Origin of the sequence: Mesorhizobium sp. B2-1-3A (assembly GCF_006442655.1) — a bacterium.
GTDB lineage: Bacteria > Pseudomonadota > Alphaproteobacteria > Rhizobiales > Rhizobiaceae > Mesorhizobium.
Genome location: NZ_VFWK01000004.1, coordinates 97,164 through 116,247 on the forward strand (window position 1 = coordinate 97,164; position 19,084 = coordinate 116,247).

Annotated in this window: 14 protein-coding genes; 8 read left to right on the forward strand and 6 right to left on the reverse strand. The window is 63.4% G+C overall.

Going from position 1 to position 19,084, the window contains the following annotated elements:
* Positions 1-30: 30 nt before the first annotated feature.
* Positions 31-858: a PhnD/SsuA/transferrin family substrate-binding protein gene (locus tag FJ977_RS16165; protein ID WP_140772999.1), complete on the forward strand. Its 828-nt coding sequence runs from the start codon at positions 31-33 to the stop codon at positions 856-858.
* Here FJ977_RS16165 and FJ977_RS16170 read toward each other — a convergent pair.
* The 3 genes from FJ977_RS16170 to FJ977_RS16180 all read right to left on the reverse strand — a co-directional run bounded on the left by FJ977_RS16170 (position 823) and on the right by FJ977_RS16180 (position 6,410).
* Positions 823-2,178: a Xaa-Pro peptidase family protein gene (locus FJ977_RS16170; RefSeq protein WP_140773001.1), complete on the reverse strand. Its 1,356-nt coding sequence runs from the start codon at positions 2,176-2,178 to the stop codon at positions 823-825. The genes FJ977_RS16165 and FJ977_RS16170 overlap by 36 nt on opposite strands.
* A 9-nt stretch (positions 2,179-2,187) precedes the next feature.
* A complete protein-coding gene (locus tag FJ977_RS16175; protein ID WP_140773003.1) occupies positions 2,188-4,758 on the reverse strand; it encodes an FAD-dependent oxidoreductase in 2,571 nt (856 codons plus the stop codon).
* 74 nt (positions 4,759-4,832) lie between these two features.
* On the reverse strand, positions 4,833-6,410 hold the full coding sequence (locus tag FJ977_RS16180) for a trimethylamine methyltransferase family protein (RefSeq protein ID WP_140773005.1): 1,578 nt from the start codon (positions 6,408-6,410) through the stop codon (positions 4,833-4,835).
* A 263-nt stretch (positions 6,411-6,673) separates the two neighbouring features.
* On the opposite strand from FJ977_RS16180, the gene FJ977_RS16185 reads away from it, so the two are divergent.
* The 7 genes from FJ977_RS16185 (at position 6,674) to FJ977_RS16220 (ending at position 16,194) form a co-directional block, all read left to right on the forward strand.
* On the forward strand, positions 6,674-8,605 hold the full coding sequence (locus FJ977_RS16185) for a phospholipase D-like domain-containing protein (protein WP_140773006.1): 1,932 nt from the start codon (positions 6,674-6,676) through the stop codon (positions 8,603-8,605).
* 170 nt (positions 8,606-8,775) lie between these two features.
* Positions 8,776-9,957, forward strand: coding sequence for an MFS transporter (locus tag FJ977_RS16190; protein WP_140773008.1), 1,182 nt, complete (start codon positions 8,776-8,778; stop codon positions 9,955-9,957).
* Positions 9,954-11,129, forward strand: a complete 1,176-nt coding sequence (locus FJ977_RS16195) for an MFS transporter (protein ID WP_181179887.1) — start codon at positions 9,954-9,956, stop codon at positions 11,127-11,129. Before FJ977_RS16190 ends, FJ977_RS16195 begins: the two co-directional genes overlap by 4 nt.
* A gap of 73 nt (positions 11,130-11,202) precedes the next feature.
* Complete coding sequence (locus FJ977_RS16200; protein ID WP_140773009.1) at positions 11,203-13,260, forward strand: prolyl oligopeptidase family protein; 2,058 nt, start codon at positions 11,203-11,205, stop codon at positions 13,258-13,260.
* 257 nt (positions 13,261-13,517) lie between these two features.
* The gene (locus tag FJ977_RS16210; RefSeq protein WP_140773013.1) at positions 13,518-14,897 is read left to right on the forward strand and encodes an aspartate aminotransferase family protein; all 1,380 of its coding nucleotides are present in this window, start codon (positions 13,518-13,520) and stop codon (positions 14,895-14,897) included.
* A gap of 137 nt (positions 14,898-15,034) precedes the next feature.
* Positions 15,035-15,400, forward strand: coding sequence for a hypothetical protein (locus FJ977_RS16215; protein WP_140773014.1), 366 nt, complete (start codon positions 15,035-15,037; stop codon positions 15,398-15,400).
* 149 nt (positions 15,401-15,549) lie between these two features.
* Complete coding sequence (locus FJ977_RS16220) at positions 15,550-16,194, forward strand: cytochrome c oxidase assembly factor Coa1 family protein (RefSeq protein ID WP_140773016.1); 645 nt, start codon at positions 15,550-15,552, stop codon at positions 16,192-16,194.
* A gap of 281 nt (positions 16,195-16,475) precedes the next feature.
* On the opposite strand, the gene mmsB is transcribed toward FJ977_RS16220, so the two are convergent.
* The 3 genes from mmsB to FJ977_RS16240 form a co-directional block, all read right to left on the reverse strand.
* Positions 16,476-17,360 carry a 3-hydroxyisobutyrate dehydrogenase gene (gene mmsB, locus FJ977_RS16225; RefSeq protein WP_140773018.1) on the reverse strand — a complete coding sequence of 295 codons (885 nt, stop codon included), beginning with the start codon at positions 17,358-17,360 and terminating at the stop codon, positions 16,476-16,478.
* Between the two features lie 78 nt (positions 17,361-17,438).
* Positions 17,439-17,807 (reverse strand): four helix bundle protein, encoded by a 369-nt coding sequence (locus FJ977_RS16230; protein WP_140773020.1) that lies wholly within the window; start codon positions 17,805-17,807, stop codon positions 17,439-17,441.
* A 57-nt stretch (positions 17,808-17,864) separates the two neighbouring features.
* Positions 17,865-19,031 (reverse strand): isobutyryl-CoA dehydrogenase, encoded by a 1,167-nt coding sequence (locus FJ977_RS16240; RefSeq protein ID WP_140773024.1) that lies wholly within the window; start codon positions 19,029-19,031, stop codon positions 17,865-17,867.
* Positions 19,032-19,084: the final 53 nt, after the last annotated feature.

Genomic DNA, 19,084 nt, shown 5'->3' on the forward strand with positions numbered 1-19,084 from the left:
TTTCTCCAAACATGATGATTTGATATCGGCATGAGTGAATCGATTGCGGCCCTGCCAATGTATGACTGGCCCGAGGCGCGCGGCGAGGTAGACGCGCAATGGGCGCTGTTGCGGGACGCCTTCCGTCAAAAGGGCATCGATGCGCCGCAAACCATCGTGCGCCGCAATGGCGACCTGCCGCCCGTGCCGGGCGGCATCCGCGATGCCCAGGGAGCCTTGATCGCTCCGGATCCGGTGACATTGCCGCCGGATGAACTCGATTTTCACAAGCTCTGGCTGCACCCGGCGCTGCTGTTCGCGCAGACCTGCTGGGGACCGATGGAACTCGGCCTGTCGAACCATGTGCAGGTGGTTGGCCAGCCAAACTATGACGCTTATGAAGGCGGGCAGGGCGAGCTCTATTCGAGCGCGCTGGTGATGCGGACCGGCGAGGGGCCGGAAGTCCGCTCGCCCGCGGACGGCAAGGCCTCGCTGCCGCTCGACCTGATCCGTGGCAAGCGCTTCACCTTCAACAGCCTCGATTCGATGTCGGGCATTATTGGGCTGACGCGCGACCTGCAGGCGGCCGGCGAAAGCCTCGATATCTTTTCCTCGCGCAGCGAAAGCGGTGGCCATCGCGGCTCGATCGTCACCGTTGCCGAGGGCAAGGCTGACATAGCCGCGATTGACTGCGAGAGCTGGGCGCTGGCGCAACGTTTCGAGCCGGAGGCGCGCAAGGTCGTGATCGTCGGCTGGACGGCACGGCGCAAGGGCCTGCCGTTCATTACCGCCCGGACGACGCCGGAAAAGACAATCAAGGCAATGCGCGAAGCCCTTGCAGGGTTAGCCGAGCAGCCTCGCATCCAACGGGTAGGTTGAAAGCTGCTCGTTGCCGGTCTCGGTGATCAGGATCTGCTCCTCGATCTTGACGCCCTCGCGCCCGCCCAGCCGGCCGATATAACTTTCCACGCACAACACCATGCCCGGTTCGAGCACGCCGTCGGGCGTGTCCGGCGTCCAGTCGCTGGCATGCGGCAGCGTGGGGTATTCGTCGGCCAACCCGACGCCGTGGTAGAGGACGCCGTAGCGCGTCGGGAAGCAGTCTCCAGGCGGCACCACCGAGCGCTCGACAAGATCGCGGAACGAAATGCCGGGCTGCATCGATTGCGTGTTGTGTTCGATCTGGTCGGCGGCGATGCGGAACAGGTCGCGCTGCTCGTTGGTCGGTTTTGCGTCGCCGCAAAGCCAGGTGCGCGACAGGTCGGCGCAGAAACCGTAGGGGCCGATCAGGTCGGTGTCGAAGGCGACGAGGTCGCCCGCTTCGATCACGCGCGACGAGCATTCCTGGAACCAGGGATTGGTGCGCGGGCCCGACGCCAGCAGACGCGTTTCGATCCATTCGCCGCCGCGCGCAATGTTGGCGCGGTGCAGTTCGGCCCAGAGTTCGTTCTCGGAAATGCCAGGCTTCAATGCCTGTTCCATCTCACCCATTGCCGCCTCGCAGGCGACGATGGCACGGCGCATGGCGAGGATTTCATCAGGCGATTTGATCAGCCTGGCGTTTTCCATCACCGCTTCGCCGTTGCCGATGGAGACACCTAGCCGCGCCAACTCCTCGACGCCTTCCGGATTGAGGTGGTCGACCGCGATACGGCTGTTGCCGCCGCCATGTTCCCTCACCAGATCGGCGATGCCGGCGGCCCAGCGGCGGACCTTTTGGTCTGTCAGTTCGCCGCCATAGAGATACATCCACGATACGGCCGGACGCACCTCGTCGACGACGCCGGAATGGTCGGACAGATGTTCGCAGGAGAAATAGTCGAACAGAACCACCGGGCCCTCGGTGGCGACGAAACAATGCCGCGTCGGGTTGTGCGCCACCCATAGCTGCATGTTGGTGCTGTCGGTCGCATAGCGGATATTGACGGGGTCGTAGAGCAGGGCGCCGGCATAGCCGCGCCGCTTCAGCTCGGCGCGGATGCGCTCCAGCCGGTATTTGCGCATCGCCGGAAGATCGGGGGCGGCAATGCCCGCCGCCGCCCATTCCGCTTCAGCCTGCGCGCCATAGCCCAGCACATGCTGGTTGAGCGAAGCCGCCTTCTGGCGGGAGCTTTCGCGCAATTCCTCGATCGAGCCAGGCTCGAACGGCATGATCTTGCGATGGCGGCCGAAGCTGCCCTTTGGCACCGCGCTGTCCATGGTCGAACCTCAGGTCCGCATCTTCTCGCCGCTCGGATCGAACGGCGCCTCGACATTGATGCGGGCCGGACGCCGGTGTCCGAGGATCTCGATCTCGAACAGGCCGGCGCTTTCATCCTCGGCCAGTGCTGCCGGAACGTAGCCCTGCGCCATCGACTTCTGGACATAATGGGCATAGCCGCCCGAGGTCACCCAGCCGACCACGCGCCAGTCGCCGTCGATGATGCCGCGCACGGCGGACGCGCCCTCGGCGGCCTTGGAGCCACGCACTTCCTTGCCCTTGTCGTCGAATCGCGGCGCGCCATAGCCATGCGGCTTTTCCACCGTGCCAAAATCCTTGCTCACTTTGGCCCAGATCGGTTCGTCCCCCATCACGTCGGCATCGGCAGCATCGACAATGAAGGAGACACGGCGCAGTTTTGGTCCTTCCGCCTGTTCCTTGGCGGCGGCTTCGCGGCCGATGAAATCGTTCTTCTCGAGCTTGATGAAGCGGTCCATCGAACCTTCGAACGGGCCGTAGATCGGCCGCAACTCGCGGAACCAGGTCGGGAAGTTCTTTTCCAGGCGCATCGACAGCAGCGCGCGCATGCCGAAATCGACCAGGCCGAATTCTTCACCGGCATCCTTGATCGCCTTGTAGACCAGGCGCTGATAGGCCGGCGCCATCCAGATTTCGTAGCCGAGATCGCCGGTGTAGGTGATGCGGTTGACTAGGCAGGGCGCGCCGCCGACCGCCATCTCGCGGAAATCCATGAAGCGGAAGGCTTTGGTCGAGATGTCGACATCGACCAGCTTCTGCAAGAGGTCACGTGACTTCGGCCCAGCAATCGAGAGGCCGACCAGCGTCTGGTCGAAGCGATGGATGCGCACCGAACCATCCTTCGGCAGGTGTTTTTCGAACCAGCGCATGTGGTATTTCTGCGCGGCCGACGAGCCCCAGATCATGAAGCGGTCTTCGCCGGCTTTAGCGATGGTGAAGTCGCCGATCAGCTTGCCGAATTCGTTGATCATCGGGGTGAGCACGATGCGGCCGGTCTTCGGCATGCGGTTGGTCATCAGCCGGTTGAGGAACTCTTCCGCTCCCGGTCCCGACACTTCGTATTTGGCGAAGTTGGCGATCTCGGTCACGCCGACGCGTTCGCGCGTGGCGCGCACTTCCTCGCCGATCGGGCCGAAATCGTTGGAGCGGTGGAAGGAGACGATGTCCTTCGGCTCCTTGCCCTTCGGCGCGAACCACAGCGGGGTCTCCAGGCCCCAGCTATCGCCCATGACGGCGTTGTTGGCGAGCATTGTGTCGTAGAGCGGTGTCGTCTGCGCCGGACGCGCTGCCGGCAGCTCTTCATTGGGGAAGCGGATGGAGAAACGGCGCGAATAGTTTTCGCGCACCTTGGCGTTGGTGTAGCGCAGGCCGGCCCATTCGCCGAAGCGGGCGACATCCATGCCCCAGACGTCGAAGCCGGGATCGCCATGCACCATCCAGTTGGACAGAGCGAGGCCGACGCCGCCGCCCTGGCTGAAGCCGGCCATGACGGCGCAGGCACACCAGAAATTGGTCAGGCCCTGCACCGGGCCGACCAGCGGGTTGCCGTCGAGCGCGAAGGTGAAGGGGCCGTTGATGATCTGCTTGATGCCGGCCTTTTCGATGCCGGGGAAATGCTTGAAGCCGATTTCCAGCGACGGCGCGATGCGGTCCAGATCCGGCGGCAGCAACTCATGGCCGAAATCCCAGGGCGTGTTGACCGGCGACCACGGCTTGCAGGCCTTTTCATAGGTGCCGAGCAGGATGCCGTTGCGCTCCTGGCGGGTGTAGATCTCGCCCTTGAAGTCGAGTACGCCGATCATCTCGCGGCCGGTCGACTTGTTGAATTCCTCGACCTCCGGCATCGGCTCGGTGAGCAGGTACATGTGCTCCATCGCCAGAACCGGCAGCTCGACGCCGACCATGCGGCCGATCTCGCGCGCCCACAGGCCGCCGCAGTTGACGACATGCTCGGCATGGACAGTGCCCTGTTCGGTGACGACGTTCCAGGTGCCGTCCGGCTGCTGCGTCAGGTCGACGACGCGGTTCCGCAGCACGATCTCGGCGCCGAGCTTCTTGGCCGCCTTGGAGTAGGCGATCGTCGTGCCCGAAGGATCGAGATGGCCTTCAACCGGATCCCACATGGCGCCGACGAAGTTCGTCTCGTCCATCAGCGGGAACATCGCCTTGGCTTCCGAAGGCGTGATCAGTTCGGTGTCCATGCCGAGATAGCGGCCCTTGGCGTGGGCGAGCCGCAGGAAGTCCATGCGCTCGGGCGTATCGGCCATCATCACGCCGCCGGTCAGGTGCAGCGAGCAGGACTGGCCTGAGATTTCCTCGATCTCCTTGTAGAGCTGCACGGTGTAGGCCTGCAGCTTGGCGACGTTGGGGTCGCCGTTCAGCGTGTGGAAGCCGCCCGCCGCGTGCCAGGAGGAGCCGGAGGTGAGCTCCGAGCGCTCGATCAGCATGATGTCGGTCCACCCGGCCTTGGCCAGGTGATAGAGCACCGAGCAGCCGACGACGCCGCCGCCGATGACAACCGCTTTTACATGGGATTTCATGAAGATAGGTCCGTTTTTGCGTAAATTGAGTCAGGGGTTTCGGTCGCTCGCGTGACGACGCACGCCAAGCGCGATCAAAAATCGGTGGGCGCGCCGCCTTCGGCCGTGCGCTTCTGGACGAAGTCGTTGAGTTCCTCGCGGATGGCCGGGTCCATGTAGGGCTCGTCATAGGACGCCAGCCGCTCTTTCCAGACCTTGTTGGCTTTTTCCAGCGCCGTCGGCGAGCCGGCTTCCGCCCAGGTCTCGAAGTTGCGCCAGTCGGAAAGGATCGGCGAGTAGAAGGCGGTCTTGTAGCGGTCCTGCGTGTGCTGGGTGCCGAAGAAATGGCCGCCTGGGCCAACCGACTGGATGGCGTCGAAGCCCAGCGCTTCTTCCGACAAATCGAGCGGAGTCAGGAATTCGGCCACCATCTGCAAGAGGTCGATATCGAGAATGGTCTTTTCGTAGGAGCAGCGCAGGCCGCCCTCGAGCCAGCCGGCCGCGTGCATCATCAGGTTGCCGCCGCCCTGGATGGCGCCCCACAGCGAGAACACGCTCTCATAGGCCGCCTGCGCGTCGACCGTATTGGCGGCGCAGGTGTTGGAGGTGCGATAGGGAATGTTGTAGCGGCGGGCAAGCTGGCCGCCGACGAGCTGCGCCTTCATGTATTCGGGCGTGCCGAAGGCCGGTGAACCGGACTTCATGTCGACATTGGAGGTGAAGCCGCCATAGCCGACAGGCGCGCCCTTCTTCACCATCTGGGCAAAGGCAATGCCCGACAGCGCCTCGGCATTCTGCTGCACCAGCGCACCGGCGATGGTCACCGGCGCCATCGCGCCCGACAGGGTGAAAGGCGTGACAATGACGACCTGGCCCTTGCTCGACATCTGGATGATGCCTTCCATCATCGGCACGTCGAGCTTGAGCGGCGAATTGGTGTTGATGATGGTGAAGACGGACGGCTCCTCGAGCAGCTGCTCGTGGCTGATGCCGCGCGCGATGCGGGTGATTTCAATGCCGTCGACATTGCGTTCCTTGCCGAGCGAATAGATGTGGAACACCTTGTCGGTCAGCATTGCGAGGTCGCGAACGCATTCGAGGTGGCGGACGGACGGATGGATATCGGTCGGTTCGACGGGATAGCCGCCGGTGCAGTTCAGGATGTTGTGCATCTGCGCAAGGCGCAGGAAATTGCGGTAGTCCGCCTGGTTGCCGGGCCGGCGGCCACGGTCGATGTCGGAGCAATTGGGTGCCGACGCCATCATCGAGATGATCAGATTATTGCCGCCGAAGCGGACATTGTGCGCGGGATTGCGGGCATGGATGGTGAATTCGGACGGACAATGCGAGACGAGTTCGAGAATCATGTCGCTGTCGAAGCGAACGCGTTCCGAGCCTTCGCGCACGTCGGCGCCATGCGCCTTCATGATACGCCGGGCCTCGTCGTGCAGGACGTCGACGCCGATTTCCCTGAGCACGCGCAAGGAGGCGAGGTGGATTGACTCCAGTTCGTCGTCCGAAACCAGCTTCGTGGGCTGCAGCGGGATCTTCAGCTGCCGAAACGGCGGCTGCTCGAACGCGGCCGAGCCTCCGGCTCGCTTTCCGGCGCGGCCGCCACGGCGGGCACGGTCGGGTGCCAGGGCCGGTTCTGCAGGGTTTAGGGCGGCGGTCATGATGGTCCTCGTAGGATGCGAATAGCGGGCGGCATAATGGACCGGCGGCCCGCCGGCCATTGCGGAGGCGGCGACCACTAGGGCGAGGGAAGCGACATGCCGGAACGGCAGTTGTGCGGCTACGACATTCGCCTTGGCCAGACCGGCTCGCCGGGAAATGCCAGCGGACGGCAGGCGGGACGGAGGCCGACGTGGGGTGCGTTACACTTCCGTCTTTTACTTCTGATATACTTTGGCGCTTAACGTCTTTGGAGGGGGCAGCCATGCCTGACGTCGTCAAAGTGCGTGCCGCGACAAACAACGAAGTCGCGTTCCTTTCCTGGGATATTGATGGGATGATCCCGGGTTGCCTCGGTTTCGAGATCGTGCGCCTCTATCCCGACACCGGCGAAGAGCGCTGCCTGGCGTCCTGGGTGCCGTTCAAGGGGCAGCGCAATCCGAGATGGATTCCGCAGGACACCGGCGTCTGGCCGGTACAGAAGACATTTTGGCGCGATTTGACCGTACGGCGACGGCGCGACAGCATCGACGTCAGGCCGGATGGCGAGATGATCGCCTACCGGGTGCGTCCCGTTGGCGACATGAAGCCGGGCCTCGATCCGGTGCCGGTGCGCCCTGATCAGGTCGTCGACGGCAAACCCGCCTATACGGGGCCGGCGCGGCCGCTTGGCTATCTCGGCCAGGGCGCCGTCAGCCCGCCGATCTTCCTTGGCCAGATGTTCGGCAAGGCACGCGTTGCCTTCACCAATGGCGTGCTGTCGACGCAATGGATGTCACACGCATTGCAGGAGGCGGGCATCAAGGTGGGGCAGCGCGAGAAGATCGCCGCGATCCTTCAGGACCCGACCAGCAAGATACGCGCCTATCTGCATGGCGATGTACCCGATGTGCTGACCAGTCTCCTGAAACGGGCCAGGATCGAGGGCGGCACGGTCAGGCTTGCCCTCTATGAGCTTGGTGATGACGAATTGTGCGACGCTATCATCGCCGCGAAGGATGTCGTCGAGGTCATCCTTTCCAATTCCGGCAAGGGCAAGCTTCCAGACGCGGCCGAAGACGACAAGACCGAGGTTTGGGATGCCGGCAATTTTCGGTACAGGCAGCGCCTGCGCGATGCGGGCGTGGTGATGACGGATCGCCTGTTCAACAACAACCATATCGGCCACAACAAATTCGCCGTCTACCGTAATGGGCAGGGCAAGCCGCTGGCGGTGATGACCGGCAGCACCAACTGGACCTCGACGGGCATTTGCGGACAGTCTAACAATGCCTTCGTCCGTGACGATCCCGCGATGGCCGAGGTCTTCAACGACTATTGGCAACGCATGAAGGCGGATGTGTTTCCTCCGCCAGCCAGCGAAACCGCTGCCGGGCACGTCGCGCAGATGCAAGGCGTGCCATTCCGCGGGAATAACCATTTGCCCAATCCGCTGAACGGCGCGACCTCGGCGCTGGACGGCATGACCGTCTGGTTCTCCCCGAACGACCCGAAGCGCAGCAAGAAGGATATCTCGGTGCGCCCGGTGGACCTCGAGGATGTCTTCGCACGTATCAAGGCGGCGAAGCGGGCGGTGCTGTTCTTGGTGTTCAATCCTTCGCGGCTTGGCGAAAACTCGATTGTCGACCAGGCCGTCGCGGCCGCGGGGGCTGATCCGAATTTGATCGTGCAGGGCGCGATCAGCGATGAAACCGCCATGCCCAACTATGTCGCTCCGACCAAGGATCCGGTCACCCACAAGTCGAACAAGGACGGCAAGGCGCCCTTCGTCTATCCGGAGAAGGTCTGGGAAGCGCCGAATGTCTCCATCGTGCGAGCGGCGAACCTTACCGGCGCCACGATCGCGCGTGACTTCCAGGCGGAGGTACTGACCGTCGGTCATGCGATCGTGCACGACAAGATCGTCATCATCGATCCGATGGAGGACAACGCCACCGTCATCACCGGCAGCCATAATCTCGGTTACAAGGCGTCCTACGAAAACGACGAGAACCTGGTGATCGTGGAAGGCGACAAAACGTTTGCCGCGGCCTATGCCGTGCACATGCTCGACGTCTTCGACCACTACAAGTTCCGCGCCTGGCGAAGGACGATCGGCAAAGGGCCTTCCTCCGATGACGGGATTTCCATCGACGACAAGTGGCTGAAACCTTACGCCGAAGGCAAGAAAGGCGCGATTGCCCGGTATTTTCCGTAGCGTCGCCAAGTCGCGCCTTTCAACCCGGACCGATCGGTGACCGCCAATCGCTCGGGTTGATTGGCGCAAGCGGATTTCCCGTGCCGGCCCTTTCTTTCCCCTGATCGAACCAGTAGCTAGTGACGCTTGCCGGCCGGGAGGTCAGCCGGCACCTCACATGGAATGACGGAATGGTCGCAACCGGCTCGAGCGAAGGCGAAGCGGGGACGCAGTGGGCGGCGCTTGCCGGCGTGACCGCGGCGCTTGCCATGTTCGGCGCCGCGCAAGGGCTGAGCTCGCCCCTGTTCACGCTCCTGATGCAGAAGCAAGGCATGTCGCCCGGGCTGATCGGCCTGTCGGCGGCAATGATGCCGCTCGGGCTGATCCTGTCGGCGTCGTTCGTGCCGGCGGCGGTACGGCTGGTCGGTGCGCGAAACCTGGCGGTCGGCTGCTCGCTGGTTGGAGCGCTGTGCTTCCTGGGCATAGGTTACCTGCAAAACTGGGTGGCCTGGTACGTCATCCGCTTCATCATCGGCGTCGTCATCAACCCGCTCTATATCCTCGGCGAGGTCTGGGCACTGTCGCTGGCTCCGCCCTCACGGCGCGGTCGTGTGATGGGTGTGTTCAACACGCTGATGGGCGCCGGCTATGCTGCCGGCCCGTTCACCTTGACCCTGGTCGGCACTTCGGGCTGGGGGCCTTTCAGCGTCGGTGTCGGCGGCTTCGTGCTTTGCGCTATCATCCTGCGCCTTGTCTCCTCGAAGCTCACCGGTTTCGAGGATGACGGCCAGCCCGCCGGCAGCTTTATCGGTTTTGCACGGCTGGCGCCGGCGCTGCTGCTGGCCGTGCTGGTCTCGGCCGCGGTCCAGCAAAGCACCTATGCGCTGGTCCCGGTCTTCGGCGCCGGCTATGGCTTGCCGGAAGCCGTGCTCGCCGCGCTGGTGATGGCGCTTTCCCTTGGCAATATCCTGCTGCAGATCCCGCTTGGCCTGCTCGCGGAGCGGTTCGGTGGCCGCGCGATGATCCTGGCTTGCGCGATGGCAACGGCCGCCTGCGCGATTCTGCTGCCGCTGCTGATCCTGACGCCGCTGATATGGGGCGTGCTGCTGGTGATGGGCGCCGTCGGCTACGGTGTCTATACGATGGCATTGGTCGAGCTCGGCAGCCGGTTCAAGGGCTCACTGCTTGTCACCGGCAACGCCGCCTTCGCCTTGCTGTGGGGCGTTGGCGGTATCGTCGGGCCGCCCGGCGCCGGCCTGCTGATGCAGGGCATCGGCCCGCTGGGCCTGCCCGTGGTGATCATCGGCCTCGACGCCTTGCTGGTGATCTTCGCGCTCTATCGCGCATCGGTTCGCCGGAGCGGCCAGGCATGATGGCGGCCGGTCCGGACAACAGCCAGGCCGGGATGCAATGGGCAGCGATCACCGGCGTGATCGCGACCGTGTCGGTGTTCGCGATCGCGCAAGGGCTGTCCTATCCGCTGTTGAGCTTCATCCTGCAGCGCCAGGGCGTCTCGCCGGCAATGATCGGCTTGTCGGCGGCGATGACGCCGATCGGTTTCATCGTCTCGTCGCCGCTCATCCCGGGGCTGGCGCGGCGGTTCGGGGCAGGGCGGACGGCGCTTACCTGTGCGGCGCTTTCGGCTGTCGTGCTGGCGCTGATCGGCTGGACGCAGAATGTCTATCTGTGGTTTCCGCTGCGCTTCCTGATCGGCGCGGTGACCAATCCGCTCTATGTGCTGAGTGAAATCTGGGTGATCGCACTGGCGCCGCCGGCGCGGCGAGGGCGCATCATGGGCGTCTATTCGACGATCATATCGGCCGGCTTCGCGGCCGGCCCGCTTTGTCTGCTTGCCGTCGGCACCGAAGGCTGGCCACCCTTCCTCGTAGGTGTTTCGGCCTTCGTTCTATGCGGCATCTGTCTGGCTTCGGTACTGCCGCGCCTGCCCAAGGTGGACGAGGCCGGTCACCAGGTTTCGGTCCTGGGCTTCGTACCGATGGCGTGGCTGCTTTTGTTCGCGGTCATCGTTGCCGCGGGTTTCGAACAGGGGGCGCTCGCCCTGCTGCCGGTCTATGGCACCCATCACGGCATCGCGGAGGTCCGCATGTCGGCGCTGCTGTCGATGATGATTGCCGGCAACATCGCCATGCAGGTGCCGCTCGGCCTGCTGGCGGAGCGGATTTCCGCGCGTCTGGTGCGGCTTGCATGTGTTTGCTTGACCCTGCTCGGATGCGTGCTGCTGCCGCTTCTCATCGAAACGCCGCTGATCTGGCCGATGATCTTTGTCTGGGGCGCGGTTTCTTACGGCATCTACACGATGTCGATCATCGAGCTTGGCGAGCGCTTCACCGGCTCGACACTGGTCGCCGGCAACGCCGCCTTCTCGCTGATGTGGGGCGTCGGCGGCATCGCCGTGCCGCCGCTGGCAGGAAGCGCAATGGATTTTCTGGGCGCCGGCGGCCTGCCGATCACGCTGGGCCTGATGTGCCTGGTGCTGGCGGTTGCGAGTGTCGCTGGTCGCGGTAAGGCCCGAATCCTTTGTTGAGATGCCGCAGCTATTGAATATCGGACAAGGCATGTCGATGTTGCATGCCGAAGCACTGCCTATCGGAGATTCCATGACCAAGCCCATCGCCAAGCCAGAAGCCGCAGATCCCTTCCTCTGGCTGGAAGACAGGACCAGCAAACAGTCGCTGGACTGGGTGCACCGCCAGAACGAGATCACGGTTGGCGAATTGCAGAGCGATCCGTCCTACCAGGCGTCGTTCGAGACGGCGCTCGACCTGATGACGGCCGAGGACAATATCGCGGTCGGCGCGGCAATCGCCGGCCATGTCTATAATTTCTGGCAGGACAAGACCAATGCGCTCGGCCTGTGGCGGCGCACGACGGTCGCTTCCTACAAGACCGAGAAGCCGGTCTGGGAAACAATCATCGACTTCGACCAGCTTGCGGCGAAGGAGGGGATAAAATGGGTGTTCAGCGGCGCCAGCCGGCTCTATCCGGATTTCAGCCGCTGCCTGCTGTCGATGTCGCCCGATGGCGGCGATGCCAGCGAGATGCGTGAGTTCGACATCGAAACCAAGTCGTTTATCGAGGGTGGATTCCGGGCTCCGGCCTCGAAGTCGAGCTTCGGCTGGCTGGACAAGGACACGGTCATTGTCTCGGCGGCCTTCGAGGAGGCCGACAAGACCGAGTCCGGCTACCCGCGCGTGATCAAGCTCTGGAAGCGTGGCACGACGCTGGAAAAGGCGACGCCGATCTTCGAGGCAAAGACCGAGGATCTCGCCGCCGGCGCCGGCGTCGAGTTCGACGGCGACAAGCGTCACGTGTTTCTGGCGCGGGCGATCAATTTCTTCGCGTCGCACAGTTTCCTGCATCTGCCGTCCGGTGAAAACAGGCGCATTCCGCTGCCCGACGACGCCACCGATACATCGCTTTTCAAGGATCAACTGGTGTTCGGCGTGCGCACGCCGTGGACGGCGCCTGACGGCACGGTGTGCCAGCCGGACGGGCTCTATTCGCTCGATTTCGCCCACTGGATCGAAACCGGCGGTTTTGGGGCCATTGAAACCCTGTTGGCGCCGGCGCATCGCGTGTCCATCGCCGGGCTCGCCAGGACCCAGGACCGGCTGTTCATCAGCCTGATGGACAATGTCCGTGGCAAGGTTCTTGTCTGCGAACGCAAGGAGGGCGCCTGGTCCATGAGACCGGTGGCTTTGCCCGAAAACGGCACTGTCGGCATCAGCCATGCAGAGCACTTCGGGTCGAGCGTATCGTTCTCCTTCACGGATTTCCTGACGCCGAGTTCGATCATCTGGTCGGATGACGATGGCGAGACGCTGGCCACGGTGAAGTCGCAGCCGGCGCGGTTCGATGCCGCGCCGCTGATCTCGGAGCAGTTCGAGGCGCGCTCGAAGGACGGCACGATGATCCCGTATTTCGTCGTCAGGCGGCGCGACCAGAAGGGTTCGGTGCCGACGCTGCTCTATGGCTATGGCGGCTTCGAAGTGCCGCTCTTGCCCGGCTATGCCGGCGTGCGCGGCAGGCTGTGGCTGGAGAAGGGCAACGCCTATGTGCAGGCCTGCATCCGCGGCGGCGGCGAGTTCGGGCCGGCCTGGCATCAGGCGGCGCTGAAAGGCAATCGCCAGAACGGTTTTGACGATTTCGCCGCGGTGGCTGAGGACGTCGTGAAGCGCGGCATCGCGACAGCAAGCTCGCTCGGCATCCAGGGCGGCTCGAATGGCGGCCTGCTGACCGGCGTTTCGCTGACGCAGCACCCGGAACTGTTCGGCGCCGCCATCATCGAGGTGCCGCTGCTCGACATGCTGCGTTACACCGAACTGCCGCCCGGCGCCTCGTGGATGGCCGAATATGGCGATCCGTCGAAGCCGGAAGACGCCAAGTGGCTGTCCGCCTATTCGCCCTACCAGCACGTCAGGGCCAATCCCGCCTATCCGCCGGTGCTGCTGACGACCTCGACCGCCGATGACCGCGTCCATCCCGGCCATGCGCGCAAGATGGCGGCTCGCCTGCAGGAGGCCGGCCACGCCAGGACGCTGTTTTTCGAGGAAACCGAAGGCGGACATGGCGGGCGTGGCGACCGCCGGCCGCAGGCGGCGCAGACGGCGATGAAGTATGTCTTCCTGCAGCGGGCGCTGACCGCCAAGGCCTAGAATCATTCGTTCATGGCCAAGCAAAGGGTGGTTCACCTCGACCAGCCTTTGCTCTAAGGTGCCGGCATGGCTCTCGTCAGGACCTTGGTTAGCGCATTTGAGGCTCGCGCATCGCGGGTCGCGGTGACACCGTCACCGCGCACGCTGCGCGCCGAGCTTTTGCGGCTGTGCGCCCGCATCGGTTATTCACCGCCCGCAGCCCTCTGATGCATTCGCCCCGGCGCCAGCCGGACTGAATCCAGAGGAAAGATCCAGACATGACCTATCAGAATTATTCGCTGAAGCAGCTTCAGCAGATCGACGCCGCGCATCATCTTCACCCCTTCACCGACCACAAGGAACTGCGCGAAGCCGGTTCGCGCATCATCACCCACGCCAACGGCCCGTTCATCTACGATTCCGAAGGGGCCGAAATCCTCGACGGCATGGCCGGGCTGTGGTGCGTCAACATCGGCTATGGCCGTGACGAACTGGCCGAGGCCGCTTACGCCCAGATGAAGGAACTGCCCTACTACAATTCCTTCTTCAAATGCTCGACGCCGACGCCGGTGCTGTTGTCCAAGAAGCTGGCCGAGATCGCGCCGAAGCACGTCAACCAGGTGTTTTATGGTTCCTCCGGTTCGGAGGCCAACGACACGGCGCTGCGCCTGGTGCGCCACTACTGGGTACTGGAAGGCAAGCCGGAAAAGAACCGCGTCATCTCGCGCAAGATGGCCTATCATGGCTCGACCATCGCCGGCACCTCGCTCGGCGGCATGGATGCCATGCACAAGCAGCTCGGCGGCGCCGTGCCCAACATCGTCCATGTGATGATGCCCTATGCCTATGAACTGGCACTGCCTGGCGAAAGCGACCATGATTTCGGCCTGCGCGCGGCAAAGTCGGTCGAGGACGCCATCCTCGAGGCCGGCGCCGACAAGGTAGCAGCCTTCATCGGCGAGCCGGTGATGGGGGCGGGCGGTGTCAAGATTCCGCCGGCGAGCTACTGGCCGGAAGTGCAGCGCATCTGCCGCAAATATGATGTTCTGCTGATGCTGGACGAGGTCATCACCGGCTATGGCCGCACGGGTGAATGGTTCGCGGCGCAGACGCTTGGCATCGAACCGGACACCATCACCACGGCCAAGGCGCTGACGTCAGGTTACCAGCCGTTGTCGGCCTTGCTGGTCGGCGACCGCATTGCATCGACGCTGGTCGAGAAGGGCGGCGAGTTCAATCACGGCTACACCTATTCCGGTCATCCGGTGGCTTGCGCCGTAGCCTTGAAGAATCTTGAAATCATCGAGCAGGAAGGCCTTGTCGACCGCGTCAGGAACGACACCGGGCCTTATTTCGCCGTGGCCCTGCAGGAGCGCATTGCCGGACATGATCTCGTCGGCGAGGTGCGTTCGATCGGCCTGATGGGCGCGATCGAGATCGTCAAGGACAAGGCGACCAAGGAACGGTTCCTGCCGTCGGGAAGTGCCGCGGTGACGGTGCGCGACCATGCGATCGCCAACGGCATGATGCTGCGCGCCACCGGTGACACGATGATCCTGTCGCCGCCGCTGATCTGGACCCGCGACACGATCGACATGGCCTGCGAGCGTATCGGCAAGGCGCTGGATCTGGCTCAGGCAGATCTGCGCAAACGATAAGAGCGAACCTCGACCGGGCGTTTCTTCAAGGGAATGCCCGGTTTCGGGATACCTTCCGATGGTAGGGAACGAATCTCGTCCTTGGCGCGTAGTGTGTGAGGCGGCAGCCGATCGGACCGCGATGAGGGATTGTTTTCATGAGAAAAATCGGCAAGGGCCGACGCGTGCAAGACGCGGCCAGCATCGGCGCGGATCTGATGCTGGCGCCGCTGGTGGCGATGATGCGGCTGCCCTTGATGGCCAGGGACGCCGGGAGCGGCGAGCCCTGGAGCACGGAGACGGCAAGGGCGGTCAGCGAGAAGACCGTTGCCATGGCCGAAGGCACGCTTGCGGCGCAGATGTCCTTGCTGCAATCAGCTTCGCGGTTCTGGCCGGAGGTTCTTTCCGGCCGCACACCGTCGCTGTTCAATGGCGTCGCCGCTGAACGGTCGGTCAGCGCGGCGCTGAAGCCGGCCAGCCGCACGGTAAAGGCGAATTTTCGCCGCCTTTCGTCGAAAACTTGACCCCGAAGCCACGGATTGTCGCCCGAAGGGGACCGGTTACGGTTTTCGGGATGGTGATGTAGAACCCACTGAGGCAGATTTGCCTGCAGCGCGTTATGCGTGCCGTTATTCCAGAACCGATCTGGGGCGGCTTGCATCAGGGGGACCTCATGGCTGGACAGCCGCTTAACCAACCCGCCGAAATCCCGGCCGAACTCGACCGCTGGAATTGGGGGGCCTTCTTCCTCAACTGGATCTGGGGTATCGGCAACAGCACTTTCATCGCGCTGCTGGCGCTGATCCCGGTCGTCAACCTCATCGTGATCATCGTGCTTGGCGCACGCGGCAGCCGCTGGGCGTGGCAGAACCGGGCCTGGCGCGACGAGGAACAGTTCCGCAAAACGCAGCGCAACTGGGCGATCGCCGGCCTTGCCGTCTGGGTGGTCAGTATCGGCGGTTGTGCGACCATGGTCGGCAGCATCCCCTTCATGCTCAAGGGCAATGACGCCTACCACATGACCATGGATGCCATTCGCGCCGACACCCGTGTGAAGGCTGCCATTGGCGACGACGTGACCGACAAGTTCTGGGTCGGCGGCCATCTCAACGTCAACGCGAATGGGACCGGCGACGCGCAGTTCAGTATTCCCGTCCACGGCGCCAAGGGCAAAGGCACCGTGTTTTCCCATCTGGTTCGCAATGCCGGCACTTGGAGCATGCGCCTGCTCGTGGTCAGGGTTGATGGAGTGGATGCGCCGATCGTGCTGACCAACGAAGATCACGTGCCAATCCCGAACGCGGCGATCGGAATATAGACGTCTGCCCGGCTTGAGCGCTGCAGAAATGCAAAAACCGCGCTCCATCGGGAACGCGGCTTTGCCAGATACGCATGGCGCTTCGCTACTCGAACACTTGGCGAAACTTACGGGCTCCGGTACGCGAGACCTGATCCGGAGCGCCGGGCGGATGCGATATGTCCGCCTCACGATCAGTTTTATAGCGACATCGTTACCGCGGAGTTATCGAGAGCTTAAGCAAATCTAAATTTGGGGTTTTTCTGACGGAGGAATCCGGAAAAGTCCATCAAATCCGTTGCTTACGCTAGGTTACCCCTGAGAAAATTAATTATGCCGGAGAAATCGGCGCCGCCATGGCCCTGGGCGCTGAACAGGGCGTAGAGTTGCGCCGCTTCGGCGCCAAGCGGGGTCACCGCTCCCGCGCCAAGTGCTGCCTCCTGGGACAATTTCAGGTCTTTCAGCATGAGGGCCGCGGCAAAGCCCGGTTTGTAATCCCTGTTGGCGGGTGAGGTCGGCACGGGGCCGGGCACCGGACAATAGGTGGTCAGCGACCAGCATTGGCCTGAAGATGTCGAGGCGACGTCGAACAGCGCCTGATGCGACAGGCCGAGTTTTTCCGCCAGCACGAAGGCCTCGGCGACGCCGATCATCGAAATGCCGAGGATCATGTTGTTGCAGATCTTCGCCGCCTGGCCGGCACCATCGCCGCCGCAATGGACAATACGGCCGGCCATCGGCTTCAGGATCGGCTCGGCGGCGGCGAAGGCATCGTTGGAGCCGCCGGCCATGAATGTCAGCGTGCCGGCCGTGGCACCTCCCGTGCCGCCCGAGACGGGCGCATCGATCGAGAGCAGGCCGTGTTTCGCAGCGAGCGCATGCGCCTTGCGCGCCGATTCGACATCAATGGTCGAGGAATCGATGAACAGCGCGCCCTTCTTTGCCTTGGGCGCGATGTCTTCGTAGACCGACAGCACGTGCTTGCCGGCGGGCAGCATGGTGATCACAACGTCGGCATCCTTCACAGCCGCCGGCGCGTTGGCCATGACGACGATGCCATGGTCGCGCGCGATCGTCAGATTCTCGGGCATGAGGTCGAAGCCGTGCACTTGATGCCCCGCCTTGACCAGATTCGCGGCCATTGGATTGCCCATGTTACCGAGGCCGATGAAGGCGATTGTGGTCATAGTGGCGCTCCGTGATTGAGTAAGGCAGTAGGCAGTAGGCAGTAGGCAGTAGGCAGTAGGCAGTAGGCAGTAGGGATTCTATTCGGGGGCAAGTTTGATAATGAGTTGGCGAAGCATCTTTCCGAGCCCCTCGGTCGCCAACAGCATCTGATGGGCTTGATCTTGCGTGGCAAGCCCAATGCGTTCGGCGATCTGGAGGTGTGTCTCGAACTCCTTCAGCGAGCCTTGGGCGATCCTGAGAAATTGCTGATAGGAGCCTCTGTTGTCGCGGCCATAGCCCTCAGCGATGTTGGCAGGGATAGAGGTTGCAGAGCGGCGGATTTGGCTGGTCAGCCCATACAATTCCTCTTTCGGCCATGTCTTGGTCAAGGAGTAGGTGGCGACAGCCAGATCCATCGCCTGCTGCCACACGATAAGATCCTTGTATGAATTGATCTTGCCGGTCATCTCTTTGCCTACTGCCTACTGCCTACTGCCTACTGCCTACTGCCTACTGCCTACTGCCTACCGGCCGATCAATGCCCGCGCGATGATGACGCGCATGATCTCGTTGGTGCCTTCGAGGATCTGGTGAACACGCAGGTCGCGCACCAGCTTCTCGATGCCGTAGTCGTGCAGATAGCCGTAGCCGCCGAGCAGCTGCAGCGCATTGTTGGCGACGTTGAAGCCGGTGTCGGTGACGAAGCGCTTGGCCATGGCGGACCACTTGCCGGCATCGGGCGTCTTGCGGTCGAGCTTGGAGGCGGCGGCATAGAGGAAGATGCGCGACGCCTGCAACTCGGTCTCCATGTCGGCCAGCCTGAATTGCAGGGCCTGGAACTGGTTGATTTTCGAGCCGAAGGCCTTGCGCTCGGCGGTATAGGACAGCGCCTTGTCGAGCGCCGACTGCGCGCCGCCCAGCGAACAGGCGGCGATGTTCAGCCTGCCGCCATCGAGCCCGGCCATGGCGATGCCGAAGCCTGCGCCTTCGCCCGACAACAGGTTCTCCGCCGGCACCTTGCAGTCCTCGAAGATGACCTGGCGGGTCGACTGCATATGCCAGCCCATCTTGTGTTCATTCGCGCCGAAGGAGAGCCCGGGCGCATCTTTCGGTACGATGATCGTGGAAATGCCTTTCGGCCCGTCGGCGCCGGTGCGCACCATCACGGCATAGACATCGCTGTCGCCGGCGCCCGAGATGAACTGCTTGGCGCCGTTGAGGACATAGTCGCCGCCACTCTTGACCGCGCGCGTCTTCAACGCCGCGGCATCCGAGCCGGAGCCCGGCTCGGTCAGGCAGTAGCTCGCCAGCCATTCCATCGAGGTCAGCTTCGGCAGGAAGCGCTGGCGCTGCTCGTCATTACCGAACCGGTCGATCATCCAGGCCACCATGTTGTGGATCGAGATGAAGGACGAAAAGCCTGGGTCGGCATGCGACAGAGCCTCGAAGATCAGCACGGCGTCGAGGCGGCCGAGGGCCGAACCGCCGACATCGTCCCTGACATAGATGCCGCCGAGGCCGAGCGGCCCGGTCTCGCGGATCACGTCGGCGGGGAAGTATTTCCTGCGGTCCCAGTCGAGCGCATTCGGCGCGACGCGATCGGCGGCGAAGGCCTGCGCCATCTCCTGGATGGCACGCTGTTCCTCGTTGAGTTCGAACTGGCTGGTGCTCGCATCGACCGCGGCGTCCATGGCGTGCTCCCTATGTGCTGGCCAGCTAGCCCGCTGGCCTGTCGTTTTTGGCT